This window comes from Halosubterraneus shenae, from assembly GCF_050510935.1.
GTDB lineage: Archaea > Halobacteriota > Halobacteria > Halobacteriales > Haloferacaceae > JBDGPU01.
Window position 1 is genome coordinate 160409 of sequence record NZ_JBNLVO010000004.1, and the last position, 24785, is coordinate 185193.

Annotated in this window: 24 protein-coding genes and 1 pseudogene; 13 read left to right on the plus strand and 12 right to left on the minus strand. The window is 66.8% G+C overall.

Annotation, left to right across the window (positions count from 1 at the left end; translation table 11 throughout):
- Positions 1-79 precede the first annotated feature (79 nt).
- From ACQE3M_RS09890 to ACQE3M_RS09900, 3 genes and pseudogenes are all read left to right on the plus strand, one after another.
- A pseudogene (locus tag ACQE3M_RS09890) lies at positions 80-388 on the plus strand (RtcB family protein); the annotation flags it as partial.
- On the plus strand, positions 380-2971 hold the full coding sequence (locus tag ACQE3M_RS09895; protein ID WP_430505763.1) for an RtcB family protein: 2592 nt from the start codon (positions 380-382) through the stop codon (positions 2969-2971). The pseudogene ACQE3M_RS09890 and the gene ACQE3M_RS09895, both read left to right, overlap by 9 nt.
- Positions 2972-3025: 54 nt before the next feature.
- On the plus strand, positions 3026-3871 hold the full coding sequence (locus ACQE3M_RS09900) for an eIF2B alpha/beta/delta subunit family protein (protein WP_430505440.1): 846 nt from the start codon (positions 3026-3028) through the stop codon (positions 3869-3871).
- A gap of 772 nt (positions 3872-4643) precedes the next feature.
- Here ACQE3M_RS09900 and ACQE3M_RS09905 read toward each other — a convergent pair.
- Together ACQE3M_RS09905 and ACQE3M_RS09910 are read right to left on the minus strand one after the other, a co-directional pair.
- Positions 4644-5063, minus strand: a complete 420-nt coding sequence (locus tag ACQE3M_RS09905) for an archease (RefSeq protein ID WP_430505441.1) — start codon at positions 5061-5063, stop codon at positions 4644-4646.
- Positions 5060-6298, minus strand: a complete 1239-nt coding sequence (locus ACQE3M_RS09910; protein WP_430505442.1) for a DUF502 domain-containing protein — start codon at positions 6296-6298, stop codon at positions 5060-5062. Before ACQE3M_RS09910 ends, ACQE3M_RS09905 begins: the two co-directional genes overlap by 4 nt.
- A 150-nt stretch (positions 6299-6448) precedes the next feature.
- Between ACQE3M_RS09910 and ACQE3M_RS09915 the strand changes: the two genes are divergently transcribed.
- Together ACQE3M_RS09915 and ACQE3M_RS09920 are read left to right on the plus strand one after the other, a co-directional pair.
- On the plus strand, positions 6449-6922 hold the full coding sequence (locus ACQE3M_RS09915; RefSeq protein ID WP_430505443.1) for a GNAT family N-acetyltransferase: 474 nt from the start codon (positions 6449-6451) through the stop codon (positions 6920-6922).
- Between the two features lie 562 nt (positions 6923-7484).
- Positions 7485-7961, plus strand: coding sequence for a 50S ribosomal protein L11 (locus ACQE3M_RS09920; RefSeq protein WP_430505444.1), 477 nt, complete (start codon positions 7485-7487; stop codon positions 7959-7961).
- A 76-nt stretch (positions 7962-8037) separates the two neighbouring features.
- Here ACQE3M_RS09920 and ACQE3M_RS09925 read toward each other — a convergent pair whose 3' ends face one another.
- Positions 8038-9153 carry an ABC transporter permease gene (locus tag ACQE3M_RS09925; protein WP_430505445.1) on the minus strand — a complete coding sequence of 372 codons (1116 nt, stop codon included), beginning with the start codon at positions 9151-9153 and terminating at the stop codon, positions 8038-8040.
- A 143-nt stretch (positions 9154-9296) separates the two neighbouring features.
- On the opposite strand from ACQE3M_RS09925, the gene ACQE3M_RS09930 reads away from it, so the two are divergent.
- From ACQE3M_RS09930 to rpl12p, 4 genes are all read left to right on the plus strand, one after another.
- Positions 9297-10256: an ABC transporter permease gene (locus ACQE3M_RS09930; RefSeq protein ID WP_430505446.1), complete on the plus strand. Its 960-nt coding sequence runs from the start codon at positions 9297-9299 to the stop codon at positions 10254-10256.
- A gap of 195 nt (positions 10257-10451) precedes the next feature.
- Positions 10452-11090, plus strand: a complete 639-nt coding sequence (locus ACQE3M_RS09935) for a 50S ribosomal protein L1 (protein ID WP_430505447.1) — start codon at positions 10452-10454, stop codon at positions 11088-11090.
- Positions 11087-12130, plus strand: a complete 1044-nt coding sequence (locus ACQE3M_RS09940) for a 50S ribosomal protein L10 (RefSeq protein WP_430505448.1) — start codon at positions 11087-11089, stop codon at positions 12128-12130. The genes ACQE3M_RS09935 and ACQE3M_RS09940 overlap by 4 nt, the downstream gene beginning before the upstream one ends.
- A 15-nt stretch (positions 12131-12145) precedes the next feature.
- Entirely contained in the window at positions 12146-12484 is a 339-nt protein-coding gene (rpl12p, locus tag ACQE3M_RS09945) for a 50S ribosomal protein P1 (protein ID WP_430505449.1), read from the plus strand.
- A gap of 196 nt (positions 12485-12680) precedes the next feature.
- Here the strand turns inward: rpl12p and ACQE3M_RS09950 are convergent, their stop codons facing one another.
- From ACQE3M_RS09950 to ACQE3M_RS09960, 3 genes are all read right to left on the minus strand, one after another.
- A complete protein-coding gene (locus ACQE3M_RS09950) occupies positions 12681-13301 on the minus strand; it encodes a DUF7978 family protein (protein WP_430505450.1) in 621 nt (206 codons plus the stop codon).
- Between the two features lie 292 nt (positions 13302-13593).
- Positions 13594-15864, minus strand: coding sequence for a CDC48 family AAA ATPase (locus ACQE3M_RS09955; RefSeq protein WP_430505451.1), 2271 nt, complete (start codon positions 15862-15864; stop codon positions 13594-13596).
- Positions 15861-16106, minus strand: coding sequence for an Hsp20/alpha crystallin family protein (locus tag ACQE3M_RS09960; protein WP_430505452.1), 246 nt, complete (start codon positions 16104-16106; stop codon positions 15861-15863). Before ACQE3M_RS09960 ends, ACQE3M_RS09955 begins: the two co-directional genes overlap by 4 nt.
- Positions 16107-16331: 225 nt before the next feature.
- On the opposite strand from ACQE3M_RS09960, the gene ACQE3M_RS09965 reads away from it, so the two are divergent.
- Entirely contained in the window at positions 16332-17108 is a 777-nt protein-coding gene (locus ACQE3M_RS09965; RefSeq protein ID WP_430505453.1) for an alpha/beta fold hydrolase, read from the plus strand.
- A gap of 89 nt (positions 17109-17197) precedes the next feature.
- Here the strand turns inward: ACQE3M_RS09965 and ACQE3M_RS09970 are convergent, their stop codons facing one another.
- Positions 17198-17374 (minus strand): 50S ribosomal protein L37e, encoded by a 177-nt coding sequence (locus tag ACQE3M_RS09970; protein ID WP_430505455.1) that lies wholly within the window; start codon positions 17372-17374, stop codon positions 17198-17200.
- On the minus strand, positions 17371-17607 hold the full coding sequence (locus ACQE3M_RS09975; protein WP_430505456.1) for an LSM domain-containing protein: 237 nt from the start codon (positions 17605-17607) through the stop codon (positions 17371-17373). The genes ACQE3M_RS09970 and ACQE3M_RS09975 overlap by 4 nt, the downstream gene beginning before the upstream one ends.
- Positions 17608-18061: 454 nt before the next feature.
- Between ACQE3M_RS09975 and ACQE3M_RS09980 the strand changes: the two genes are divergently transcribed.
- The 3 genes from ACQE3M_RS09980 to ACQE3M_RS09990 all read left to right on the plus strand — a co-directional run bounded on the left by ACQE3M_RS09980 (position 18062) and on the right by ACQE3M_RS09990 (position 21690).
- On the plus strand, positions 18062-19414 hold the full coding sequence (locus tag ACQE3M_RS09980) for an RNase J family beta-CASP ribonuclease (RefSeq protein WP_430505457.1): 1353 nt from the start codon (positions 18062-18064) through the stop codon (positions 19412-19414).
- A complete protein-coding gene (idsA3, locus tag ACQE3M_RS09985) occupies positions 19411-20457 on the plus strand; it encodes a geranylfarnesyl diphosphate synthase (protein ID WP_430505458.1) in 1047 nt (348 codons plus the stop codon). Before ACQE3M_RS09980 ends, idsA3 begins: the two co-directional genes overlap by 4 nt.
- Positions 20458-20763: 306 nt before the next feature.
- Positions 20764-21690, plus strand: coding sequence for a DMT family transporter (locus tag ACQE3M_RS09990; protein ID WP_430505459.1), 927 nt, complete (start codon positions 20764-20766; stop codon positions 21688-21690).
- Positions 21691-22741: 1051 nt separating this feature from the next.
- On the opposite strand, the gene ACQE3M_RS09995 is transcribed toward ACQE3M_RS09990, so the two are convergent.
- From ACQE3M_RS09995 to ACQE3M_RS10010, 4 genes are read right to left on the minus strand one after another with little or no spacing between them, the layout of a single operon-like run.
- Positions 22742-23008, minus strand: coding sequence for an elongation factor 1-beta (locus tag ACQE3M_RS09995; protein ID WP_430505460.1), 267 nt, complete (start codon positions 23006-23008; stop codon positions 22742-22744).
- A gap of 2 nt (positions 23009-23010) precedes the next feature.
- A complete protein-coding gene (locus tag ACQE3M_RS10000) occupies positions 23011-23190 on the minus strand; it encodes an HVO_2753 family zinc finger protein (RefSeq protein WP_430505461.1) in 180 nt (59 codons plus the stop codon).
- A gap of 50 nt (positions 23191-23240) precedes the next feature.
- Positions 23241-24476 (minus strand): tripartite tricarboxylate transporter permease, encoded by a 1236-nt coding sequence (locus tag ACQE3M_RS10005; protein WP_430505462.1) that lies wholly within the window; start codon positions 24474-24476, stop codon positions 23241-23243.
- Positions 24477-24531: 55 nt separating this feature from the next.
- Entirely contained in the window at positions 24532-24723 is a 192-nt protein-coding gene (locus ACQE3M_RS10010) for a 30S ribosomal protein S17e (protein ID WP_430505463.1), read from the minus strand.
- Positions 24724-24785: the final 62 nt, after the last annotated feature.

The following is a 24785-nucleotide window of genomic DNA, read 5'->3' on the forward strand; positions in this document are numbered from 1 at the left end:
GCCGCCACGCGGCAGCGACGGTGTCGCACACCGGCGGGCCGTCGTAACGCTATTCTCTCTCGGGGGAGACGCTTCGAGTATGACCACGCGCGAGATCGGCGACATCACCCTCGAGAAAGTGCGCGAGCACGTCTGGGAGATCCCGCAGGCCGACGGGATGAACGTGCCCGCTCGCGTGCTCGCCTCGGAGGCGCTGCTGGACGAGATCGGCCAGGACAAGACCCTCCAGCAGCTCCGGAACGCGACGCACCTCCCGGGGATGACGTCGCACGCGATCTGCATGCCCGACGGCCACCAGGGGTACGGCTTCCCGGTCGGCGGCGTCGGCGCGACGGACGCCCAGAACGGCTGTATTTCGCCGGGAGCGGTCGGCTACGACATCAACTGCCTTCCGGGGGACACCGACGTCCTCCTCTCGCACGGTCGCCGGCGCCGTATCGAGGGACTCTGGGATCGATTCGAGGACGAATCGGCGGTCGTCGCCACGGGAGACGACGCCGTCGCGTCGGACATCCGCCTCTTTACGATGTCGAAGCCCGAAACCGTCTACGAGGTTGAGACGGAAACGGGCGACACGGTAGAGGCGACCGCCGATCACCCATTTAAAACGGCGGACGGAATGGTGGAACTCGACGACCTCGAGGAGGGTGACGACGTCTACCTCCATCCGTTCGAGGGGCTTCAGGACGAAACGCCGCCGGAGTTCACACTGCTGGACGAGTCGGACTTCGAGGAAGAAAATCCACAGTTAGTTCGCGCGCTGAAAGACCGCGATCTCCTTCCCCTGAAATCCACCGACGAGGCGTTCAATCGCCTGTTGAAACTGGTCGGCTATCACACTGGCGACGGCTCCTTCAGCGGGAACCAGTCGTGGTTCTACGGCGAGCCGAAGGATCTCGAACGGATCCAGGAGGACATTGCTGCCATCGGGTTCGACCCGTCGCGGATCTACGAGCGAGAACGGAACCACGAGATCGACGGCAACTCGTTCGAACGAGTTGAGTACAGTGCGCGCTCGACGGCGAAATCGTTCCGCAAGCTGCTGGTGAAGCTCGGTGCTCCGGAAGGGAGGAAAGTCGAGTCGGGATTCACGGCCCCCGAGTATCTCGACCGACTTGCGGACTGGCAGAAGGCGCTGTACCTGTCGACGTTCTTCGGCGCCGAGATGAGCGCGCCCGACACCGTCTCGGCGAAGAACTTCTATGCGCCGTCCGTCTCACACAATCGCCTCGTCGCCGAGCGGGACGCCGGAGAGACGTTCCTCCGGGACCTGATGACGCACCTGAACGACCTCGGAATCTCGACGAACGCCCTCGAGGAGGTCGAAAGGACGGAAACGACCGTCGGCGAGACGGTGCGGTTCCGCTTCGGTATCAGCACGGACCCGGACAACCTCATCCGGTTCTTCACCACGGTCGGCTACCGGTACGCACGCGAGAAGCAGAAGGAGGCGATAGCAGCAACGCAGTACCTCAAGCACAAGGAACGCGTCATCGACGCGCGAGCCCGGATCGCCGAGGAGGCTCGCGCGCTCGCCGACGGCGGCGTCGCTCCGAAGGAAATCAAGAAACGGTTCGACATCAACGACCGGTTCGTCGAACGAAGCCTGTACGGAGAACGAGACGGTCGTCCCCGTCCGCCGGCTGACTTCCCGGATTACGACGAATACCGGGATGAAACGATCGTTCAGGACGACCTGTCAGTAACTGCCGAGGTCGTCGACATCGCGGAGCGGGGGGAGAAGCCGGTTTACGACATCGGTGTTACACACGACGCACACAATTTCGTGGCCGATGGGTTCGTCGTCTCGAACTGCGGCGTCAGGATGGTGAAAACAAATCTCACCTACGAGGACGTCCGCGGGCGCGAACGCGAACTCGTGGACGCCCTCTTCGACGCCGTCCCGACCGGGCTCGGCGGCGGCGGCATCGTCCAGGCCGACAGCGACACGATGGGCGACATCCTCGAGTATGGCGTCGAGTGGGCCGTCGAGAACGGCTACGGGATCGAGAGCGACCTCGACCACTGCGAGGACGAGGGGCGCCGGCCGGACGCGCGGCCCGAGTTCGTCTCGCAGAAGGCGAAGGACCGCGGGCGCAACCAGGTCGGGTCGCTCGGCTCCGGGAACCACTTCCTCGAGGTCCAGCGCGTGACGGACACGTACCGCGAGGAGGTCGCGGACGCGTTCGGCCTCCAGGAGGACCAGATCGTCGTGCTGATCCACTGCGGGAGCCGCGGGTTGGGCCACCAGACCTGCACGGACTACCTGCGGGACATCGAGCAGGAGCACGCCGACCTGCTGGAGTCGCTACCGGATACGGAGCTCGCCGCGGCGCCGGCCGGCTCGGAGCTGGCCCACGAGTACTACGGCGCGATGTGTGCCGCCATCAACTTCGCGTGGGTGAACCGCCAGCTCATCATGCATCGCACGCGGGAGGTGTTCGGCGACGTGTTCGACGCCGACCCGGTCGAAGACCTCGACATGGAGCTGCTGTACGACGTCGCGCACAACATCGCGAAGCGGGAGACTCACGACGTCGACGGCGAGGACCGCGAGCTGTTCGTCCACCGGAAGGGCGCGACGCGCGCGTTCCCGGCAGGCCACGAGGAGGTCCCGGCCGCCTACCGCGACGTGGGTCAGCCCGTGATCATCCCCGGGAGCATGGGCGCGGGCTCGTACGTACTCCGCGGCGGCGAGAACTCGATGGACGTCTCCTTCGGATCGACGGCGCACGGTGCCGGCCGCCTGATGAGTCGCACGGCGGCGAAACAGGAGTACTGGGGCGGCGACGTGCAGGACGACCTCGAGGAGCAGAACGAGATCTACGTGAAAGCCGAGAGCGGCGCGACCATCGCCGAGGAGGCGCCCGGCGTGTACAAGGACGTCGACGAGGTCGTCCGCGTCAGCGACGCCCTCGGCATCGGCGACAAGGTCGCGCGGACGTATCCCGTCTGCAACATCAAGGGGTAGGGTCGGACTGCATTCCCGGAAGGACTTTGAGATGTGCCGGGGAACCCACAGGGTATGATCGACGAGACAGTCGCCGAGATCCGGGCGATGGAGTCCCACAGCTCCTCGGAGGTCGCGGAGATCGCGACCGAGGCCCTCGCGGAGCTGCTCGACCGCGAGTACGCCTCCGTCCAGGAGTTCGAGCGCGACCTCGAGCACAACGCGGGCGCGCTCCGGCGGTCGAACCCCTCCCACGCGACGCTGCACACTGCCCTCCGGGAGGTCGAACGCCGGGTCGTCGGCGACGCGACGAGCATCGAGGACGCGAAGCGGCTACTCGGCGACGCGATCGAGGACGTCGTCGCGGGCATCGAGCGCGGCAAACGCGAGGCCGCGGCCAACGCCGCCGAGACCCTTGCCGACGGCGAGACGTTCCTCACCCACGACTACTCCACGACCGTCTTCGAGGCGGTCGAGCAGGCGACCGACGACGGCCTCGAGCTCGACGCCTGGGTCACGGAAGCCCGTCCCCGATTCCTCGGGCGGCGCTCCGCGCGCCAGCTCTCCGAGAACGACGCGCTCGACGTGACGATGGTCGTCGACAGCGCGATGGGCCATGCTCTCAAGCAGTGTGACCGCGTCATCCTCGGGATGACCTGCATCACCGACGACACCTACTACAACCGCGTCGGCACGCTCCCGCTGGTCGTCACGGCGAATCACCTCGACGTGCCCGTCACCGTCGTCGGGTCGAGCGGCAAGGTGATCGAGGGGTTCCACTTCGAGAACGACTTCCGCGACGCCGTCGAGGTCGCCCGCGAACCGATGGCGGACGTGGCGATCGAGAACCCCGCTTACGACGCGACTCCCGTGGAGCTGGTCGACCAGGTCATTACCGACGACGGCGAACTCGACTTCTGAAGGTCGCGGGTGGTGGTTCGATGGTTCGTTTTTTATATACTATATAAAGGAACGGCCGCTGGGGTACTTGGTCTGAACCGCTGGAGCGGTCTCTGCCGCTCTTGCTTATAAACTGTATGAACAGGTGCAGACGCTGCTGCACTTGACCGCATCGCAAACGCCCAGAAAGCCTTCGGCCTTTCTTTATAAGCGCGCTTGAACAGGTGATACGGTCTTGCTCTCGACAGCACTGCAAACAACCAGAAAGCCATCGGCCGCTCGCGGTCGCTGAGCAGGATATCCGCGGCTCTCCGCAAAGCCCGCCGCGGATAGAGCCTGGCTCAGCGACTCCGTTACACCGCGACCGGCCGTCGCCCTTTCAGCCCGCCAGGACAGCTCCGCTCGGCAACTGCGACAGCGACAGCACCTCAACCGCGACAGCGACAGCTCTGCAACCCCGACAGCGACAGCTCCGCAACCGCGACGGCGACAGCTCTGCAACCGCACCGCGCGCCAGCTGTCCGGCGGACGACGCCAGCCCAGTGGCCGCCGCGCGCGACGCCACGGCCACCACTCCTGGGTGGGACTGAAAGGGGCAGCCGCTGAGCGGGAAGCACTGCGATGGTAGCACCGCAACCCGTCGAGCGAACGCAGTGAGCGAGCCGGGTGAGGAGCGCAACGAGCAGCGCGACCGCTCAGCGGCTGGGGCTTTCTGGGGGTGCCGAGTGGTGTCGCTCGCGACGACAACCGACGCTATTTATAAAGGCTCAGCTGGGACGAAACAACTCGCGGATCAGACGTCGAAGACGACGTAGGCGTACCAGCCGTCGTCGCGCCGCTCCAGCTCCATCTCGGAGTAGGTGACGGCTTTCACGTCGCGGGCGTCGACCGCGTCGAACGGGACGCCCCGCGCGCTCGCGTCGACGACCCACTCGCCGTCCTCCCCGTCCGGCTTATAAACCGCGGCCTCGTGGAAGGCGGGAAGAACGCCGCGCACGTCGCGCTCGTAGATGAGCTGGTCGAGGTAGTCGAAGAGGAGAGCGTCGCGGGATTCCGCGCGGACCTCGAACTCGAATCGGTCGCCGACCTCGGGGACGTCCTCGCACATCGCGGCGGTGAGCCCGTCGGCGACCGCGGCGAAGACGCCGCCGAGCGTGTCGGCCGTCGCCTCGACGGCCACGTCGGCGGTGTGGGCGCGGAGGTCGAAGCTCATGCGTCCCTCTCTCCGTCGTCCTCGCCGTCCGCGTCGTCGGTCGAGCGCTCGCTACCCGCGCCGTCGCCGGACTCACCGTCGCCTTCAGCCGACTCCGCCGATTCGACCCGGTCACTTCGAGCCCTGTTCGTCCGGTGTTCGGGCGGTTCCTCGGTCGGTTCGCGCTCGTCGGGGTCGCGCCCGGCGGCGCGTTCGGGTTCGGTCTCCGTCGGCTCGCGTTCGTCGGGGTCTCGGGCGGCCTCGTCCGGGGGCCGTTCGGTCGGTTCCCGCTCGGACTCGTACCGGCCGGCGCGCTCCGCGGGCGTGACCCGGCTGTACGCGTCGTCCTTGTCGCCGGGCATGGAGCGGTCCGGCGTCTCCGGCTCCTCGCGCTCCCGCCGGGCGAGCGAGTCGGCCGTCCTGGCGCGCTCGGGGTCGACGTTCTCGTCGTACTCCTCCGGTCGGTCGGTGATCAGGTCCTGCGGGCGCGTGATGTCGCCGATCTTCTGTCCCGGGTCGAGTCGCTGCTCGACCTGGTCGATCATCGAGATCTCCCGGAGCTTGCTCTCGGAGACGCCCGACACGCCCCCGGTCGCCTCGGTGAGCGCGACGCCACTCGTCACGAGCGCCCGGATCCCTTCCTCGACCGTGAGGTCGACGTCGACGACGCGGTCCTCGCGGACAAAGATGACGTAGCCGCCCATCACCGGGTTCGGCGCCATCGGCATGAACAGCGTCTTCATGTCGCTCTCGCCGACCGGCCCGGCGATCGACTGCGGCGTCTCGCTGGTCACGAAGGCGATCGTGTACGACCCGTCGGTGGGGTACTCGACGAGGACGACGTCCTGGAAGTTCTCCGTCTCGGAGTCGATCATCACGTCGCTCATCTGGCGGAAGCTCTGGTAGACGGAGCCGATGCCCGGGATGCGCTCGATGACGTAATCGAAGTAGTCGACGGCGAGCTCCCCGTACCGCGAGGAGTTGGCCGTCAGGCCGACCAGCAGGATCAGCACCAGGAGCACGAGCGGCGTGGTGACCTCGACGAGGACTTCGCGCTCGACGACGCCGTAGTGAGGGACGTGGACCCGCGGCGAGAAGGGGAGGATGACGTCGGAGAATAAGTCGAGATAGACGTAGATGTAGTTGAACGCGATCGCCAGAACGATCAGCGTGATGAGCAGCGGAACGATGACCGCAACGCCCGTGAGAAACGCGTTCCGGAGCTCGGAAACGATCCGCGGGGAGTCGTCTGCCATCGTCGGATCGGACACGGGTGCGGGAGTTAACACTTCTGACACCGGTGCAGGGCGAGGACGGTTGGAAGCGACTGCCGAGAACGCCATCTGGTCCGCGGCAGTCCCCTGTGACGGAGGAATTATATTCGATGCGCTTCTTAGTCCACCTCAGTGAGCGTCACCGCAGAGAAACGCGAGGACCCGATCGGCTGCTCCGATCACGTCACGGAGGCGTGGGAGTTGAAGGAGCGGATTCGGGAGGCCGAGGGCGTCCTCCAGCAGCGACGAGGGTTCTTTACCGACGCCTATCGGCGGGCGACCTGTCACCTGCTGTTCGAGGACGACGAACTCGTCGCGTTCGCCTCCGCCCGTCGCGACGGCTACATCCTCTTTCTCGCGGTTTCGCCCGACGCCCGCGGCCGTAACTACGGCGAGCGGCTCGTCGCGGAGGTGGCCGAGAACCACCGCACAGTCACCTGTCACGCCCGGACGACGAACGAGAACGCCATCGGCTTCTACAAGCACCTCGGCTTCGAGATCAAACGGCACATCGACAGCTACTACGAGGACGGTGGCGACGCCTACTACCTCAAGCTGGGCGAGAACTCCCTGCGAGACCGGCTCTCCGACTTCATGCGCGGGTAGCCCTCGTTTTTCTCGCCGGGGGCGACGAGGAACCAAACTACTTAGGCAGACGATTGAGGGGAGCCGTCCGCGTTCTCGTTGCTACGGACGAGGGACGGCGGCGCGAGCCCTCGTTCGTCGGCCGGTGGAATGTCGGCCGCAGCGGCTATCCGGGCCTGTGGGATACAGGACAAACGCCATCCTGCGTTTTCGTGAGAAAACCGGGGCGGCGTCCCAGGTACCCCGTTTCCGGATTCAGCCGTCACGTCCGGCGGCCGCGATCGCTATCGCCCGGGAGACTTCCGCTCGTCGAGAGTCGGTTCGCTCCGTAGAGACGTCGGTTCGCTCCGTAGAGACGTCGACGCGAAGAAGCGGTCGACCGATCGGAAATAGCAATCGGCGAGTGATTACGTCGCATGGGCGCGAGAGTGGGGAATCACGCGAGAGGGACGGAGGTACTCTCAAGAACAGGGGCTGCTCTCGGGAGGGTACGGTCCGGGAACGCGGAGCGCGGCGTGACAAGCGCTCGCGTGCCTCGCGCTGAAGAACAACCGTTAAAAGTCGCGGGAGGGTTCGTATGGATATGGCTGGAACTATCGAAGTGCTCGTCCCCGGCGGGCAGGCCAACCCCGGTCCGCCACTCGGTCCGGAGCTCGGCCCGACGCCGGTCGACGTGCAGGCAGTCGTTAACGAGATCAACGAGGAAACCGAAGCCTTCGACGGGATGGAAGTCCCCATCACCGTCGAGTACGAGGACGATGGCTCGTTCACCATCGAAGTCGGCGTCCCGCCGACGGCGGAGCTGATCAAGGACGAGGCCGGCTTCGAGACGGGCTCCGGTGAGCCCCAGGAAGACTTCGTCGCCGACCTCTCCATCGACCAGGTCAAGAAGATCGCCGAGCAGAAGTCCTCCGACCTGCTCTCGTACGACACCAAGAACGCCGCCAAGGAAGTCGGCGGCACCTGCGCCTCCCTCGGTGTCACCATCGACGGCGAGGACGCCCGCACGTTCGACGACCGCGTCGACGCCGGCGACTACGACGACACGCTCGAAGCGTAACGAGTTCCACTTTTCACTCGCGGCTCGCCGCTTTCCCGAACCCGCTACAGTAGCGAAGCCGCGGCTCTGCTCGCGTTCAGTTCATCCGCGGGTCGAGGCTCTCGACGAGCGCGTCGCCGACGACCTTGAACGCGACGACGGTCGCCGCCAGCGTCGCCACGGCGAAGCCGGAGACCCACCACTTCACCAGCAGCGGCACCTCGCCGCGGACGGTCCCGCGGGCGATGACGTTTCCGAACGACTGGAGATCGAACGCCTCCAGTCCGAGGAACGCCAGCCCCGCCTCCGTCAGCAGCAGGATGGGCACCTGCCGGGTCGCCGTCGGGATGGTGACCCCGGAGACGGCCGGGACGACGTGCGTACCGAGGATGTGCCGATCGCTGCCGCCGAGTGCGCGTGCGGCCTCGACGAACTCGGCGTCGCGGAGGCGACGGGTCTCGCTCCGGACGATCCGGGCGGCACCGCCCCAGCCCAGGAACCCGAACAACAGCAGGATGACCAGCAGCGACTCGCCGGTGATGAAGATGACGAGCAGGTAGACGATGAGCGGCGGTACCGCGTCCTGGACTTCCACCGAGCGGATCGAGACGACGTCGACGAGCCCGCCCTGGTAGCCGGCCACCACGCCGACGACGAGCGCGATGGGCACGATGAACGCGAGCGAGATGACGCTGACGTAGAGCGTGATGTGGAGGCCCTGGAGCAGTAGCAGTTCCAGCCGGTACCCGTTCAGGTCGGTCCCGAGCGGGTACTGCCAGCTGCCGTGGCACTGCCCTTCGACGACCCGACCAGCACACTGGGGGACGTGGGTGGCGTCGATAGTGGCGAACACCGGCGGCTGGTTCGCGTGCAGGAAGGTGAGCTTCAGGTCGGGCGCCAGCACGATGCCGACCGTTCCGAGGAGGTACACGGCGGCGAGCCAGCAGAGCCCGACGACGGCTTCGGGTCGGGCGCGAAACCGAGCCCAGAGCGTCCGCGCCTGTTCGCGGTCGGCCACGAGCGGGATCACGACGTAGAACAGCAGCGGTACGTGAGCCGCGATGAACAGCCAGTCCAGCGGCGTCGCCCGCCACGTTCCCACGGTGAACCCGTCTCGAACGAGGAGGTCGAACAGGGCAACGGCAGCGACCGCCCCGAGCACGACGGCGAATAGGCTGGTGCGGTGCCGCTGCCAGCGGTTGCGGGAGGGCATCGATGGGGGACACCACTGTACATGTCTTGATAAGATTTATCTCTCATCCTCTTGACGCTCGTGTAACGAACAACCCCCGAACCCTCCCCGAACCCCCTCCAAACACTCTCCGAACCCCCTCTAAACCCCCTCCGAACCCCTCCATGAACGTTCGTCGTCACGTCCTCAAGCGGCTCGTGTTCGCCGTCATCGCCGTCTATCTCGTGATCTCGCTCACCTTCGCCGTCGTCGTCCTGACGCCGGACGCGAACCTCCGGGGCGAGCTCGGGACGGCCGCCTGGGCCGGCGCGTCGGAGGAGGAACTGGCCGAGATCCGGGAGACGTACCTGGCGGCCCGCGATCGGAACGCGCCGCTCTCCGAGCGCTACGTCGACTGGCTGGTCGACGTGACGCTCTTCCGGTGGGGGCTCTCGCCGACCCAGGAGAAGCCCGTCGTCGACGCCGTCGCCGGGGCGGTGAGTCGAACCGCGGCGTACCTGCTCCCGGGGGTCGTCGCCGCGACGGTCGGCGGGACCGCGCTCGGCCTCCACTCGGCCCGGCGCCGGGACACCGTCTCCGACCGGGCGGGCCGGATCGGGAGCTACGTCCTGCTGGGCCTCCCCAGCTTCTGGCTGGCGACCGTCGGCATCGCGCTCCTCGGCGATAGCGGGACGCCGTTCGCGGTGGCTCGCGGGGAGGCCGGGCTCGTCTGGACGGTCGTCGCCCCCGCGGGCATCGTCGCCGCCGGGTTGCTGGCGGGACAGGTGAGCCTGACGCGGTCCCACAGCGTCGACCACTTCGGCACCAACTACGTCCAGTTCCTCCGCGCGAAGGGACTCTCCGAGGGAGCGATCTCCTGGCGGGTGCTCCGGAACGTGATCGTCCCCGTGCTCTCGCTGCTCGCGGCGGAGCTGTTCGCCGTCCTCGTCCTCACGATCGTCGTCGTGGAGACGGTGTTCCACATCCAGGGGATCGGCTGGCTGATGTACGTCGCCACGAGGGAGAACGACATCCCGCTGATCCTCGGGACGACGATGGTGTTCGTGGTCGTCGGCGTTGGCGGCAGCCTCGTGTCCGACCTGGCGAGTGCCTGGCTCGACCCCCGAACGCGGGAGTCGCGCTGAAGCGGGAGCGGAGCGCACAGGCGGGAGCGGAGCGCACCAGCGGAAGCGGAGCGCACACGTCTCCCACGCGACGCAGTCTCACGGGCCACACCCTTCGACGCTTTTAAGCCTGTCATGGGCGTCTTTCCGATGAGACAGGCTTCGCCTGTTTCACTGACCCGTAGGAGCATTCACGCGTACTACGGAGGTGAACTAATGGCAGATTCAATAGAAGAAGCAGTATCCCGCGCACTCAGCGAGGCACCTGAGCGGAACTTCCGCGAGACGGTCGACCTGGCTATCAACCTGCGCGACATCGACCTAGACGATCCGTCGAATCGTATCGACGAGTCCATCGTGCTGCCGTCCGGCACGGGGCAGGAAACGTACATCGTCGTCTTCGCGGAAGGCGAGACCGCCGTCCGCGCCGAGGACGTGGCTGACGAAGTGCTCGACAGCGACGACCTCGAGGAGCTTGGCGACAACGACGACGAGGCCAAGGACCTCGCCGACAAGACCGACTTCTTCGTCGCCGAGGCCAACCTCATGCAGGACATCGGTCGGTACCTCGGTACCGTCCTCGGTCCGCGAGGGAAGATGCCGACCCCGCTCCAGCCCGACGACGACGTCGTTGACACCGTCGAACGGATGAAGAACACGGTCCAGCTCCGGTCCCGCGACCGGCGGACCTTCCACACGCGCGTCGGCGCGGAGGACATGAACGCGGACGACATCGCGGACAACATCGACGTCATCGTGCGTCGCCTCGAAGCGGACCTCGAGAAGGGGCCGCTCAACCTCGGCGACCTGTACGTGAAGACGACGATGGGTCCGTCCGTGGAGGTGCCCGCATGAGCTCCGTTCGCAAAACGGAGACGATCCCGCAGTGGAAGCAGGAGGAGGTCGACGAGCTCGTCGACTTCATCGACTCCTACGCCTCCGTCGGGGTCGTCGGGATGGCGGGCATCCCGAGCAAGCAGCTCCAGAGCATGCGCCGCGACCTGCACGGCTCGGCCGAGCTGCGGATGAGCCGCAACACGCTCGTCACGCGTGCGCTCGAGGAAGTCAACCAGGGCGTCGAGGAGCTGACCCAGTACGTCAACGGACAGGTCGCGCTCATCGGCACCAACGACAACCCCTTCGGGCTCTTCCAGCAGCTGGAAGCCTCGAAGACGCCGGCCCCGATCAACGCCGGCGAGGTCGCCCCGAACGACATCGTCATCCCCGAGGGTGACACGGGCGTCGACCCCGGGCCGTTCGTCGGCGAGCTCCAGACCATCGGCGCTGCTGCGCGCATCCAGGAGGGCTCCATCCAGGTTACCGAGGACTCGAAGGTCCTCGAGGAAGGCGAAGTCGTCGACGACGACCTCGCGAACGTCCTGACGGAACTCGGCATCGAGCCGAAGGAAGTCGGACTGGACCTGAAGGGCGTCTACTCCGAGGGCGTGCTGTTCGAGCCGGACGAGCTCGAAATCGACGTCGAGGAGTACCGCGCGGACATCCAGTCCGCCGCGGCCGCAGCCCGGAACCTCTCCATCAACGCGGAGTACCCGACGGCCCAGACCGCCGGCAGCCTCATCGCGAAGGCCGCCGGCGACGCCAAGGCCGTGGGCCTCTTCGCGGAGATCGAGAGCCCGGACGTCGTCCCGGACCTGATCAGCAAGGCGGACGCACAGCTTCGCGCTGTCGCCACGCAGGTCGAGGACGAGGATGCGCTCCCCGAGGAGCTGCAGGGTGTCGAAGCCGCCCCGGCTCCGACCGAGGAGAGCGCTGCGGACGAGGAGACGGACGAAGAGGAACAGGCTGACGAAGAAGAAGCTGCCGAGGAACCCGACGACACCGACGAGGACGAAGACGGTGACGGCGGCGAAGGTCTCGGCGAGATGTTCGGTTAAACGGAGTTTACAACAATGGAATACGTTTACGCTGCACTGATCCTGAACGAATCGGGCGACGAAATCAATGAAGAAAACCTCACGGACGTGCTCGAGGCTGCGGGCGTCGACGTCGAGGAATCCCGCGTCAAGGCGCTCGTCGCCGCGCTGGAGGACGTCGACATCGAGGAAGCCGTCGAGACGGCCGCCGCGGCGCCCGCCGCTGGCGCAGCCGCCGGTGGCGCCGCCGAAGCCGAGACCGAGGAGGTCGAGGCTGCCGAGGAAGAAGAGGAAGCCGAAGAGGAGGAAGCCGCCGAAGAAGAAGAGGAAGAAGAGGGCGACGAGGGCGAAGGCCTCGGCGAGCTCTTCGGTTAAACTCCGGCTTCCCGGAGCGCGCCCACGCGGGCGTACTGACCTCGACGCGGACTCGACGTTTGACTCCCGTTTTTTCTTGACTCACATCGACCAGCGGTGCGGCCACTCGGTCCAGTGAGGTCGACCCCCACTCGCTCAGCTGCGTCGCCGTCGCGGGCGGCCGCCGATCCTCCGCGCTGGTAGCGACGGCGACTACCTATTCGCGGCGTCGCGAGTACACCACCGCGAGGTAGCCACCGACGCCCGCGAAGAAGGCCGGATAGATCACGCCAACCCCGAACGTCGCCCAGAGGATGCTCGGCATGATCGTTCCGCCTTCGCCGGGGACGCGGAGCAGGAACGCCCCGATCAGCCCGAGCGGGGCAGTCCCGGTGAACAGCAGGGCCGCCTTCTTCGCTCGGCGCATGCCGAAGGTCGTGTCGACGTCGCGCGTCGCGAGCGCGCCGGCGACGGTGTAGACGACTGCCGGGATCGCCAGGAAGAGCAGGGGGAGGCCGCCGGCTTCCAGCAGCAGGTTGATCGTGACCGAGGCCCTGAACTCCGCGCCGGTCGAGACGGGCACCGACAGCGGCGCCAACTGCGCGTTATAGAAGAGGTGGCCCGCGGCGACGGGCGTCGACACGACGCTCGGTCCCAGCACGTCCGTCAGCGACAGCCTGAACGACGAGAGTTCGAACTGCGCGCTCGCGAGCAGCGACTGGTACGTCCAGGCCGCCAGTGGGAGGAACGCGAGGTAGCCGACGAGGAACGCGGCGACGCCGTAGGGCGCGCGCTTCCCGGCCGGATACCGGACGCGGGTATTGCGGGGGCCAACCATGGTACCACTCAGCAAGCGATGCGGGAAAAACCGGGTGGTTCCGGCGGATGCGACGGGTTCGGGCGATGAACGGATTCCGGCGAGTGCGAGGGATTCGGTCGACTGAACGGATTTCTGCCGCGCGCGTGCCAGGATCGACTACCGTCTCGGCGCGGCGCTCCCTGGACGGACTCGCCAGTGGTCGTCTGTTGCTTCTTATAAAAACGTCGTGCCGTCGTCGTGGTCGACGGCGACGGCAGGGTGCCGTATCGACAGCTACCGCAGCTATCGGAGTCGAACGCGGGCGCGAGACTTACTGGAAGGCGGCGGGGCCGACTTCCTCTTCCGTCTCGACGTCCGCTTTCTGGAACCGCTCTTCGATCTCCTCGTACTTCTCCTTGGACTCCTCGGTGACGCTCGGGCCGACCTCCTCAAGCGCCTCCTCGAAGTGCGCCATGGTGATGCGCACGTTGCCGACGGATTCGGCCAGCTCGTCGGGGGAGACGCTCCCGATGAACTCGCGGGAGGCCGCCATCGAGGCCTCGCGGGTGAGCGCCTCGATGTCGGCGCCGACGTAGTTCTCCGTACGACGGGCGATCTCGTCGAGGTCGACGTCGTCCGCGAGCGGCTTCTCGCGGGTGTGGACCTCGAGGATCTTCCGGCGCGCGTCCTCGTCGGGCACCGGCACGTGGATGTGGCGGTCGAGCCGACCGGGACGCAGCAGTGCGGAGTCGATGAGGTCCGGGCGGTTCGTCGTCGCGATGACGACGACGTCCTCGAGCGATTCGAGGCCGTCCAGCTCCGTCAGGAGCTGGGAGACGACCCGTTCGCTGACGCCGGAGTCGCCGGTGTTCTGGCCGCGCTCCGTGGCGATGGCGTCGATCTCGTCGAAGAAGACGACGGTCGGCGCGTTCGACCGGGCCTTCTCGAAGATCTCGCGGACGCCCTTCTCGGACTCCCCGACGTACTTGTTCAGCAGCTCGGGGCCCTTGATCGAGATGAAGTTGGACTCGCTCTCGTTGGCGACGGCCTTCGCGAGCAGGGTCTTCCCCGTGCCCGGCGGGCCGTACATGAGGACGCCCTTGGCGGCCTCCATGTCGAGCTCCTCGAACACCTCGGGGTAGTCGAGGGGCCACTGGATCGTCTCGCGGAGGCGCTCCTTCGTCTCCTCGAGTCCACCGACGTCCTCCCAGGTGATGTCGGGGACCTCGACGAACACCTCGCGGAGGGCGGAGGGTTCGATCCCCTTCATCGCCTCCTTGAAGTCGTTCTCGGTAACCTGGATGGACTCCAGCACGTCAGCGTCGATCTCGTCGGACTCGAGGTCGATGTTGGGCCGGATGCGCCGCAGGGCGTGCATCGCGGACTCCTTCGCCAGCGACTCGAGGTCGGCCCCGACGAAGCCGTGGGTGTTCTCGGCGTACTCGTCGAGGTCGATCTCGTCGACCAGCGGCATGTTCCGCGTGTGGACCTGCAGGATCTCCTTGCGGCCGTCCCGGTCCGGGACGCCGATCTCGATCTCGCGGTCGAAGCGGCCACCGCGGCGCAGGGCGGGGTCGATGGCGTCGACCCGGTTCGTCGCCCCGATGACGACGACCTGGCCGCGCTCCTCTAGCCCGTCCATCAGCGAGAGCAGCTGGGCCACGACGCGCCGTTCCACGTCGCCGCCGGCCTCCTCGCGCTTGGGCGCGATGGCGTCGAGCTCGTCCATGAAGATGATCGCGGGGGCCTCCTCGGTGGCCTCCTCGAAGATCTCACGGAGCTGCTCCTCGCTCTCGCCGTAGTACTTCGACATGATCTCCGGCCCGGAGATGTTGTGGAAGCTGGCGTCGATCTCGTTGGCGACGGCCTTGGCGATCAGGGTCTTCCCCGTGCCCGGCGGGCCGTGCAGGAGGACGCCCTTCGGCGGGTCGATGCCGAGCCGCTTGAACAGCTCGGGGTGGCGCATCGGCAGCTCGATCATCTCGCGGACCTGCTCGAGCTCGTCGTCGAGGCCGCCGATGTCCTCGTAGGCGACGTCGGGACCCTCCCCGGTGCCCTCGGGACCGCCGGTGGTCTCCTCGACGATCTCCTCGGCCGGCTTCTCGGAGATGGTGATCTCGGTGTCGTCGGTGACGACGACGGTGCCGGACGGCGTCGTGGAGGCGATCTTCAGCGGGACCGCCTGCGACTGGCCGCCCATGAAGCCGAATCCCAGCGGGAGCTGGACGTTCTGGCCGGCGGTGACCGGCTGGCCGCCCAGCTCGCGGCGGATGAGCGCGTCGACGTTGCCGCGGATCCCCAGGCGCTGCGGGAGCGCGATGGTGACCTGCTCCGCGGGCTTGACGTCGACCTTCTCGACGTCGACCTGGTCGTCGATGCCGACGTTGGCCTCCTGTCGAAGGTTGCCGTCGATCCGGATGACGCCGGAGCCGTCGTCCTCGGGGTAGCCGGGCCAGACGCGGGCGATGGCGCTGCCCTCGTCGCCGCTGACGCGGACGAAGTCACCGCCGGAGAGGTCCTTCTCCTCGGCGGCGACGCGGTCGATCGCGGCCAGGCGGCGGCCGGCATCCTTCTGCTTGAGGGGTTTGACCGTCAGCGTCATTTCTCCACCTCGATGGTGAGGACACCGTTGGATACCGACGCGGCGTCGGCCGTGTCGGGCAGGTCGAGCTCCGCCTCGGACACGTCGTCCCCGCGGTCGACCACGACGATGGCGGTCGAACCAACCGTGTCGACGGAGACGTCGTCCTCGTCGACACCGAGGTCGGCGGCAACGACCCACCGGTCCTCGTACTCGTAGCGACGCAGCAGACTTTCGCCGCCGATTGTTTGCGTTGAGTTCATTAGTGCTAACTACAAGTTAGGTTCGAGACTATATAAGCCTGTCGCCAACTAATCGCAAGAGGGCTCCGGGTCGGTCCCACAGGATGATGTTGCGGTTCATACCGCAATGCTACCGTCTCTCAATCCGGGCCGTCCACCGACGGCGGCGGCGGCGACGTGACACGCCATCCGGACCAGGGCGACGGGGCCCACGGGGTTTTTGCCCGCTCCGCCGGGAGGTGTCGTATGGAGTGGGTGTCACATCACGACCGGGAGACCGCGTATCGGCTGTCGGACCGCGACGCTGACGGACCGACGGTGCTCTGTATCCACGGCAGCGGCGGGTCTAGCGGGGTCTGGAAGGCCCAGGCTCGCATCGCCGACGAGTACCCGGTGGCGGCGCTGGACCTCTCGGGCCACGGCGAGAGCGACGACGTCGAGGCAGCGGCGGGGTACGAAACGCTCATCGCGTACGCGGACGACGTCGTCGCCGTCGCCGAGGCCGTCGACGCCGACGTACTCTGCGGGAACTCCCTCGGTGGCGCGGTCGTGCTCTGGATCGCCCTCCAGCGCGACCTCGACCCCGAGGGGATCGTCCTCTCGGGCACCGGCGCGAAGCTCTCGGTGCTGCAGGACCTGCTCGACTGGCTCGCCGGCGACTTCGACCGGGCGATCGAGTTCCTCCACGGGGAGGACCGACTGTTCCACGACGCGCCCGACGAGTACGTCGAGCTCTCCGAGGCGCAGATGCGCGAAACCGGTCGTGCGGTCACCGAGCGCGACTTCCGAACGTGCCACCGGTTCGACGTTCGGGACCTGATCTCGGACGTCGACACCCCGGCGCTCGCGGTCGTCGGCGAGCACGACAAGCTGACGCCGCCGCGCTTCCACGACTTCTTCGCGGAGGAAATGCCGAACTGCCGGCGTGCGCTGATCGAGGACGCAGCGCACCTCGCGATGTTGGAGCAACCGACCGCGTTCAACGCGGTGCTCACGGAGTTCCTGGACGCGCTCGAGGCCTGACGGCTGCGTCGCTACTTGTGAAGATCGACGCCGACGGCCGCGTCGCTACGCGGTGAAACTTCGAAGAGAGAAAGAACGGAAACGACGCGTCAGTTGTCGCCCGTCTTCGACTGCCAGCTGTACGAACGGCGCTTCGCGGACTTCCCGAACCCACACGAGGAGCAGCGCTCCTTCTTGATGTGGTAGGATGCTTCGCCACAGCGGCGACACTTCACGTGAACCGTCTTGTTTTTCTTCCCCTGAGAGGGCGTTCCAGCTCCGGTCATGCTTTGATAGTGACGACGTTATCGCCGCGTATAATCGTTGTGTCTTCCACCGCGACGGCGAACTCCTCCTCGACGTCGAACCGCTCTTCCGCACCGTCCTCGGGTTCGATGACGACGTTCATGTGCTGGTCGTAGCCGGCGAGGATTCCGTAGTACGTCGTGCCGTCCTTGAGATGGACCGTCACCGCACCGTCCAGTGATTCTTCGAGAACGTCGAGAGGTCGTCCAGGCATATCCGGGAAGGCGCGCGTCGCACTATTAAAAATACCGGGATGGCGAAGGTAGCGCCGGGATTCGGCCGTCGATCGCGGGGGAGTGCCCTCGTGAACGCGGAGCGAACTCCAGGTGTGACGATGCAAGACATCGCCCGCGAGGTCGAAACCGTTGCCAGCGAGGGCAAAACGCGTCGCCCGCGAGGACAGCCACGCCACGAGCAGGGCGGACGACCACGTTCCCGGCGTCTCGCCGCGCGACGCGTGGCGTCGATGGCCGAACCCCAGTAGTTTTTAAGAGACGGGCGTGTAGGCGCAACTACCACACTCCCGCGGGACACGGTGAGCCGGTGTCGGCTCGACCGCAGCGGGGCCCATCGCCGACGTGCTGTAAGACGCCGGGGCTTTGGCCCCAATTTGCGGGTTTCAGTGAGTAGCATCACCGCATTAGCGGCTTCAGATGCTCAGCAAAACCATGGAAATCGAAATCGCAACAATCGGCGGATACGAAGAAGTCGGTCGACAGATGACGGCCGTTCGCGCGGGCGACGACATCGTCATCTTCGACATGGGCCTGAACCTCAGTAAGGTCCTGATCCACGACAACGTGGAGACCGAGAACATGCACAGCCTCGACCTGATCGACATGGGCGCCATCCCGGACGACCGGGTCATGTCCGAGCTCGAGGGCGACGTGCAGGCCATCGTGCCGACGCACGGCCACCTCGACCACATCGCGGCCATCCCGAAGCTCGCCCACCGCTACGACGCGCCCATCGTCGGCTCGCCGTACACGATCGAGCTGGTCAAACAGCAGATCCAGGGCGAGAGCAAGTTCACGGTCGAGAACGACCTCGTGAAGATGGAGGCCGGCGGCACGATGGCCATCGGCGACTCCGAGCAGGTCGAACTCGAGTTCGTCAACGTCACCCACTCGGTGATCGACGCGATCAACCCGGTCCTCCACACGCCGGAGGGCTCGGTCGTCTACGGCCTCGACAAGCGCATCGACCACAACCCGGTCATCGGCGACCCGATCGACATGGAGCGCTTCCGCGAGATCGGCCGCGAGGACAACGGCGTCCTCGCCTACATCGAGGACTGTACGAACGCGGGCCGCAAGGGCCGCACCGCCTCGGAGTCGGTCGCGCGCGAGCACCTGCACGACGTGATGACGTCGATGGAGGACTACTCGGGCGGCATCGTCGCCACGACGTTCTCCTCTCACATCGCTCGCGTGAAGTCCCTCGTCGAGTTCGCCCGCGAGATCGGCCGCCAGCCGGTCCTCCTCGGGCGCTCGATGGAGAAGTACTCCGGCACCGCCGAGCGCCTGGACTTCGTCGACTTCCAGGGCGACGTCGGCATGTACGGCCACCGCAAGTCCGTCGACCGCACGTTCAAGCGGATCATGAAGGAGGGGAAGGGCAACTTCCTCCCCATCGTGACGGGCCACCAGGGCGAACCCCGCGCCATGCTCACCCGCATGGGTCGCGGCGAGACTCCCTACGAACTGGACGACGGCGACAAGGTCATCTTCAGCGCCCGGGTCATTCCGGAGCCGACCAACGAGGGCCAGCGCTACCAGTCCGAACAGCTCCTGCGGATGCAGGGCGCCCGGATCTACGACGATATCCACGTTTCCGGCCACCTGCGCGAGGAGGGCCACTACGAGATGCTGCAGGCGCTCCAGCCCGAGCACGTCATTCCGGGTCACCAGAGCATGGAAGGCTTCGCGCCGTACGTCGACCTGGCCAAGTCGCAGGGCTACAAGCTCGGCCGTGACCTGCACGTAACGGAGAACGGCAACACCATCCAGCTCGTCGAATGAGCGACGAAGCGATGGAGGCACGGGTCCTGGACGCCATCCGCGACCGGCGGGAGCTCGTCAACGGCGCCATCGACGAGGAGCTGCCAATGGCGGAGCCCGAGCGGCTCTACGAGGCGTCCCGCTACATCATCGAAGCCGGCGGGAAGCGCCTCCGCCCGACGGTGACGCTGATCGCCGGTGAAGCGGTCACCGACGTCGCGCCGGGCTCGGCGGACTACCGGTCGTTCCCCGCCCTCTCGGGCGAGGAGATCGACCTCATGCGAGCGGCGGTCGCGCTGGAGGTCATCCAGTCGTTCACGCTGATCCACGACGACATCATGGACGAGGACGAGCTCCGTCGCGGCGTCCCGGCCGTCCACGAGGAGTACGACACGGCGACGGCGATCCTCGCCGGCGACACGCTGTACTCGAAGGCGTTCGAGATCCTCACGGAGACGGGCGCCGACCCGCAGGACGCGCTGGAGAGCATGCGGATGCTCGCGTCCACCTGCACGAAGATCTGCGAGGGGCAGGCGCTGGACGTCTCCTTCGAGGACCGCGAGGACATCCTGCCGGAGGAGTACCTCGACATGATCGAGCTGAAGACGGCGGTCCTCTACGGAGCGGCCGCCGCCATCCCGGCGCTACTCGTCGGCGCCGACGAGGAGACCGTCGATGCCCTCTACAAGTACGGCATCGACTCCGGGCGCGCGTTCCAGATCCAGGACGACGTCCTGGACCTGACGGTGCCCTCCGAGAAGCTCGGCAAGCAGCGCGGGTCCGACCTCGTCGAGGGGAAGGAGACGCTGATCACGCTCCACGCCCGGCAGGAGGGCGTCGACGTCGACGACCTCGTCGACGCCGACACCCCGGCCGAGGTCACGGAGGCCGAGGTCGACGAGGCGGTCGCCGCACTCGAGGAGGCGGGCTCCATCGAGTACGCCCAGGAGAAGGCCCAGGCGCTCACGACGCGGTCGAAGGAGCACCTCCAGGTGCTCCCCGACAACGAGGCCCGATCGCTGCTCGAGGACCTCGCCGACTACCTCATTAGCCGCGGCTACTGAGGCGGACGCAGGCGGGGCGGCTTCGCTGGCGAGTCGCCGTCGCCAGCGACCGGCCTTCGCCGGCGACCTCTTCATTTCCGTTACTGCTCGTGCCGAGTGGCAACACCGGATCGTTTCACCGGAAACGAGGTGTGGTGATGGCTCACTAGCTCGTCGGACGCGGGAGTGGACACCAACCGGTACTGCTGGAAAATCGCCGGCCTGTGCCGTATCCGGCGGAAGCGCGCCAGGGACCCGCCAGTCGCGACACCGGCGAGGGCGACCCGAACGAACAACGCTTTATCCGACACGGTCGTGGGTCGATCCGTGTCCCGCTACCGGAACGCGCTGCTGTTTTTCACCCTCGCTACCCTCTGGGGTGGCTCCTTCGTCGCTATCGAGATCGGGTTGGAGTTCTACCCGCCGGTGCTGTACGCGGCCTACCGGTTCGACTTCGCCGCGGTCATCCTCGTGAGCTACGTGCTCCTGACGCGCGACGCGCCGCTGCCGACGACGCGGGCCGACCTGCTCGCGATCGCCCTCGCGGGCGGGTTCACCGTCGCGGCCAACAACTCGCTGCTGTTCGTCGGCCAGCAGTACACGACGAGCGGCATCGCGGCGGTCACCTACAGTCTCGTGCCGATCATGACCGCCGCCGTCGCCGGCGTCATCGCCCAGGGCTCGGGCCTCGACGCGCGGGGCGCGATCGGTGTCCTCCTCGGCCTCGCCGGCGTCGCCTTCGTCGCGCAGCCGGACCCCCAGAACCTCACCGGCGGGGTCACGATCGGCGTCGCGCTCGTCTTCCTCGGGGTCACCGCCGTCTCTATCGGAAGCGTCGGCCTGCGCGAACTCGAGACGACGTTCTCGAGCATCGAGACCACGGCCTGGGCGATGCTCGCCGGCGGCTTCTTCATGCACCTCTTCAGCATCGGCCTCGGTGAATCCCAGAAGCTCCCGGTCGCCGAACCGATGGCCATCGTCGCCCTCGGATTCCTCAGCGTCTTCGCGAGCGCGGCCGCCTACTCCATCTACTTCACGCTGCTCGACCGCGTTGGCGCCTTCCAGATCAACCTCGTCTCCTACGTCGTGCCAGTCGTCGCGACCGTCGCCGGCTGGGCGCTGCTCGGCGAATCCGTGACGGTGTACACGGTCGTCGGCTTCTGCATCATCGTCGTGGGCTTCGTGCTCCTGAAGCGCGCGGCGATTCGCCGGGAGTTGCCGAAAGTGCGTGGCGCAATCGGGAGCTGGTTCTGAGCTTTTCGTGTGGGCTTTCTTTCGGTGATTGGCAGTCGTCGCGTGCGACAGGGTTCGGTTTGCTCCGAAAGGTCCAGTCGCTGAGCGGTCGTGTTTATAAATGAGGTCGGGGGTCGTCGCGAACGACACCACTCAGTATGTCTCGAAAGTCTCAGCTGCTGAGCGCTTGTGTTTATAAACAGGATCGGCTATCCTCGCTGTCGACACCACTCAGCATGCGTTGAAAGCCTCAGCCGCTGAGCGGTCGCATTTATAAACAAGATCGACCGTCGTCGCTTTCGATACCACTCAGCATGCCCAGAAAGCCCCAACCGCTGAGCGGTCGCGCTGCTCGCTGCGCGCTTCGCCGACTCACTCGCTCCCTCCGGTCGCTCGTTCGCTGGCTCAGTGCTTACGTCGCAGGGCGTCCCGCTCAGCGGTTGCCCCTTTCAGTCCCGCCCCGGAGTGGTAGCCGGGCGTCGCTCGCGGCGGCTGCCGGGTGGTCGCGGCGCGGGTGCGGCGGCGCGCGCGAGCAACGCGTGCGAGGGAGGCCGGCGCCGAGGCGGTGCGGTTCCGGCGCCGGCCGAGGCTGGGGAGGGCCGAGGCTTGCGGTAGCTGGGCGGTGCTGTCGCGGTCGCTGTTGCGGTCCTGGCGGACTGAAAGGGCGACGGCCGCTCGCGCCGGAGGGGAGTCGCTCCGACGGCCCCTATCCGCGGCGGGCGGTGCTGAGAGCCGCGGATATGCCGCGGAGCGACCGCGAGCTGCCGAGGGCTTTCTGGGTATTTGCGGTGCTGTCGAGAGCAAGCCCGTATCACCTGTCCAACCCCGCACAAAACGAACGGCCGAGCGTTTTCTGGGTGTTTGCGGTGATGACAAGCGCAGCAGCGTCTGCACCTATAAATATCTCTTATAAATAAGAGAAGCTGAGGGGTTTCAAGGAGGTCGCAGTGCTGTATGGAGCGCGACCGTCTCACCTGTGCAAATCAGCATATCAATAGCAGCCTACAACGTTCCAAAGATGGGCGAGGCTATCCAGTACGACTAACGAAACGCAAAACGAACTGAGCGCTATTTAAAGACGACCGACGCTTTCGACGGAGACGGACTCGATGTCGTCAATGTCGGAGAAGGCCTCCTCGACGGCTTCCGTCCCACCAGCGTCGTCCGGAACGATGACCGTCGGCAGGAGGGCGACGAGGCCGAACGCGACGTCCTCGCGCTCGAAGCCGCGGATCTTCGCGCCCTGGGGGAGCGCCGCCTCGAGCTGCTCCTGCAGCGAGTCGAGGTCGACGTCCGGGTTGTTCGGCATGACCTTGATCTTGGCTGCAACGTCGCCCATCGTTAGGGCCCCCGGAAGCCGCAGTCAGGACACTCGTAGAGGTTGCTCTGCTTGCGGCAGGTCGCGCAGCGGCTGATCTGCGTGCCACAGTCCGGGCACTTGAACCGGGCGGCGTTCGTCCCGGACACCTTGATACCACAGGAGACGCACTTCTCGTCCGCCTGCTGGTGGGTTTCGCTCATACTCAGTAGAACCGGCGCGTGACTTTTAACCGTTGTTCTTTGCCCCGGGCTCAGCTGAGGAGGATCGGCCCGATCAACACCCCCATCAGGTGGACCCGCCGAGCCCCCATGCGAGGCGGAACCAGCCCCAGCACCGTCGCCCCGGCGAACGCGACGACGCCGACGACGCCCGCGAACAGGTACGAAACCGTGAGAAGCAGAAGCAGGACCGCAACCGAGAGCCGTGCGTAGTTCACCGCCCCCACCAGTCGAAGGTAGGCGTCCCCGACGAGGAGGAGCAGACAGAAGCCGGACACGGCGCCGAGCGTCGCGGCGACGAGCAGGATCGGGAGCGCGAACGGCACCTTCGCCCGGTCGAGCGCGACCATCACGCCGGTCCGGGGCGTGCCGAGGGCGACGAGCGCGAACAGCGCGAAAATGGTGTTCGCCGTCGACGCACCGCTGGTGGCGACGACGAACCCGCGGTCGGCGTCGTCTTCGGGGACTGCGGGCAGCGCGAGGATCGCCGCGATCGCGGCCGAGACCCCCGGAATGTAGCCGACGACGGCCCCGGCGAGCGACCCGGCGCCGGCCGTGATCCCGAGGGAGCGCGGCGCCATCGCGATCCGTGCGTCGGCCTGCGGCGGGATCCCGGAGCCGCGGACGGATTCGACGACGACCGGGGCGCCGAACAGCCCCGCGAACAGCGGGACGAGCATCCCGCCGGTGTCGAGCGGCGCCGCAGGCCTCACGTCCAGCGCCACCACTCCGAGCGCGGCGCTCGCCGCGAAGGCGGCGAACCCGCCGACCGCTGCGTGGCGCGAGGATTCCGTGAGAACGAGAAAGACCACGACGCCCCCGAGGAGCAGCGAGAGATGCGCGCGGACGAGCGGATAGAGCCGGACCATGAGCCAGGTCACCGGCACGGCCAGCGGGAGCGCGAGCGCGACGGCGGCGCCGGAGCCGATCGCGGAGAGCCGGACCGCCTCCCGGCCGCGCCCGGCGATGACGAGGCGGTGGCCCGGCAGCGAGGCAACGGCCATCGCGGCGTCGGGAACGCCCAGCGCGAGCGCGGGAACCACGTCGAGGAAGGTGTGAACGACGCCGGCACCCAGCATCGCGACGCCGACTAACAGCGGATCCGCTGGGGTGCTCGGCGCGAAGCCGGCGAGGAGGAGCGCGAAGTTGTTCGCGTGAAGTCCCGGCAGGAGGCCGCTGAGGGTCCCGAGCGCGGCGCCGCCGAGGAGAAACGCGAGCGCCGCAGCTGCGAAGCCGGGGTCGACGACGGGACGGACGAACGGCTCCATCCCGTGGTCTTGGCCTCGGCTTCCCGGGTAAAGCTACGGCGAGAAAGCGACCGAGTTACGCGGCGGTCGGCTGCGTCTTCTTGCGCGTGACGTAGCCGGCGATCCGGTTGCGGACGCCCTTCGATTCCACGGTCGTGAGCTTGTCGACGCTCTCCTTGTTCGTCTCGAAGTCCGTGTTGAACGAGTCGGGGTAGCGCTCGAGGAGCGCGTTGCCGAGCTGTTTGATGTACTTGGGTTTGATAGCCATACGGGCCGATACCCGCGGCGCAAACTAAAAGGGTTCGTTCCGGTTCGGCCCGACGCACGGAT

What these genes read in the sequence shown, in the direction of transcription:
- ACQE3M_RS09900 (WP_430505440.1), top strand. Translation starts at nt 3,026, where the DNA reads ATGATCGACGAGACAGTCGCCGAGATCCGGGCGATGGAGTCCCACAGC.
- ACQE3M_RS09905 (WP_430505441.1), bottom strand. Translation starts at nt 5,063, where the DNA reads ATGAGCTTCGACCTCCGCGCCCACACCGCCGACGTGGCCGTCGAGGCG.
- ACQE3M_RS09910 (WP_430505442.1), bottom strand. Translation starts at nt 6,298, where the DNA reads ATGGCAGACGACTCCCCGCGGATCGTTTCCGAGCTCCGGAACGCGTTT.
- ACQE3M_RS09920 (WP_430505444.1), top strand. Translation starts at nt 7,485, where the DNA reads ATGGCTGGAACTATCGAAGTGCTCGTCCCCGGCGGGCAGGCCAACCCC.
- ACQE3M_RS09925 (WP_430505445.1), bottom strand. Translation starts at nt 9,153, where the DNA reads ATGCCCTCCCGCAACCGCTGGCAGCGGCACCGCACCAGCCTATTCGCC.
- ACQE3M_RS09930 (WP_430505446.1), top strand. Translation starts at nt 9,297, where the DNA reads ATGAACGTTCGTCGTCACGTCCTCAAGCGGCTCGTGTTCGCCGTCATC.
- ACQE3M_RS09935 (WP_430505447.1), top strand. Translation starts at nt 10,452, where the DNA reads ATGGCAGATTCAATAGAAGAAGCAGTATCCCGCGCACTCAGCGAGGCA.
- ACQE3M_RS09940 (WP_430505448.1), top strand. Translation starts at nt 11,087, where the DNA reads ATGAGCTCCGTTCGCAAAACGGAGACGATCCCGCAGTGGAAGCAGGAG.
- rpl12p (WP_430505449.1), top strand. Translation starts at nt 12,146, where the DNA reads ATGGAATACGTTTACGCTGCACTGATCCTGAACGAATCGGGCGACGAA.
- ACQE3M_RS09950 (WP_430505450.1), bottom strand. Translation starts at nt 13,301, where the DNA reads ATGGTTGGCCCCCGCAATACCCGCGTCCGGTATCCGGCCGGGAAGCGC.
- ACQE3M_RS09955 (WP_430505451.1), bottom strand. Translation starts at nt 15,864, where the DNA reads ATGACGCTGACGGTCAAACCCCTCAAGCAGAAGGATGCCGGCCGCCGC.
- ACQE3M_RS09960 (WP_430505452.1), bottom strand. Translation starts at nt 16,106, where the DNA reads ATGAACTCAACGCAAACAATCGGCGGCGAAAGTCTGCTGCGTCGCTAC.
- ACQE3M_RS09965 (WP_430505453.1), top strand. Translation starts at nt 16,332, where the DNA reads ATGGAGTGGGTGTCACATCACGACCGGGAGACCGCGTATCGGCTGTCG.
- ACQE3M_RS09970 (WP_430505455.1), bottom strand. Translation starts at nt 17,374, where the DNA reads ATGACCGGAGCTGGAACGCCCTCTCAGGGGAAGAAAAACAAGACGGTT.
- ACQE3M_RS09975 (WP_430505456.1), bottom strand. Translation starts at nt 17,607, where the DNA reads ATGCCTGGACGACCTCTCGACGTTCTCGAAGAATCACTGGACGGTGCG.
- ACQE3M_RS09980 (WP_430505457.1), top strand. Translation starts at nt 18,062, where the DNA reads ATGGAAATCGAAATCGCAACAATCGGCGGATACGAAGAAGTCGGTCGA.
- idsA3 (WP_430505458.1), top strand. Translation starts at nt 19,411, where the DNA reads ATGAGCGACGAAGCGATGGAGGCACGGGTCCTGGACGCCATCCGCGAC.
- ACQE3M_RS09995 (WP_430505460.1), bottom strand. Translation starts at nt 23,008, where the DNA reads ATGGGCGACGTTGCAGCCAAGATCAAGGTCATGCCGAACAACCCGGAC.
- ACQE3M_RS10000 (WP_430505461.1), bottom strand. Translation starts at nt 23,190, where the DNA reads ATGAGCGAAACCCACCAGCAGGCGGACGAGAAGTGCGTCTCCTGTGGT.
- ACQE3M_RS10005 (WP_430505462.1), bottom strand. Translation starts at nt 24,476, where the DNA reads ATGGAGCCGTTCGTCCGTCCCGTCGTCGACCCCGGCTTCGCAGCTGCG.
- ACQE3M_RS10010 (WP_430505463.1), bottom strand. Translation starts at nt 24,723, where the DNA reads ATGGCTATCAAACCCAAGTACATCAAACAGCTCGGCAACGCGCTCCTC.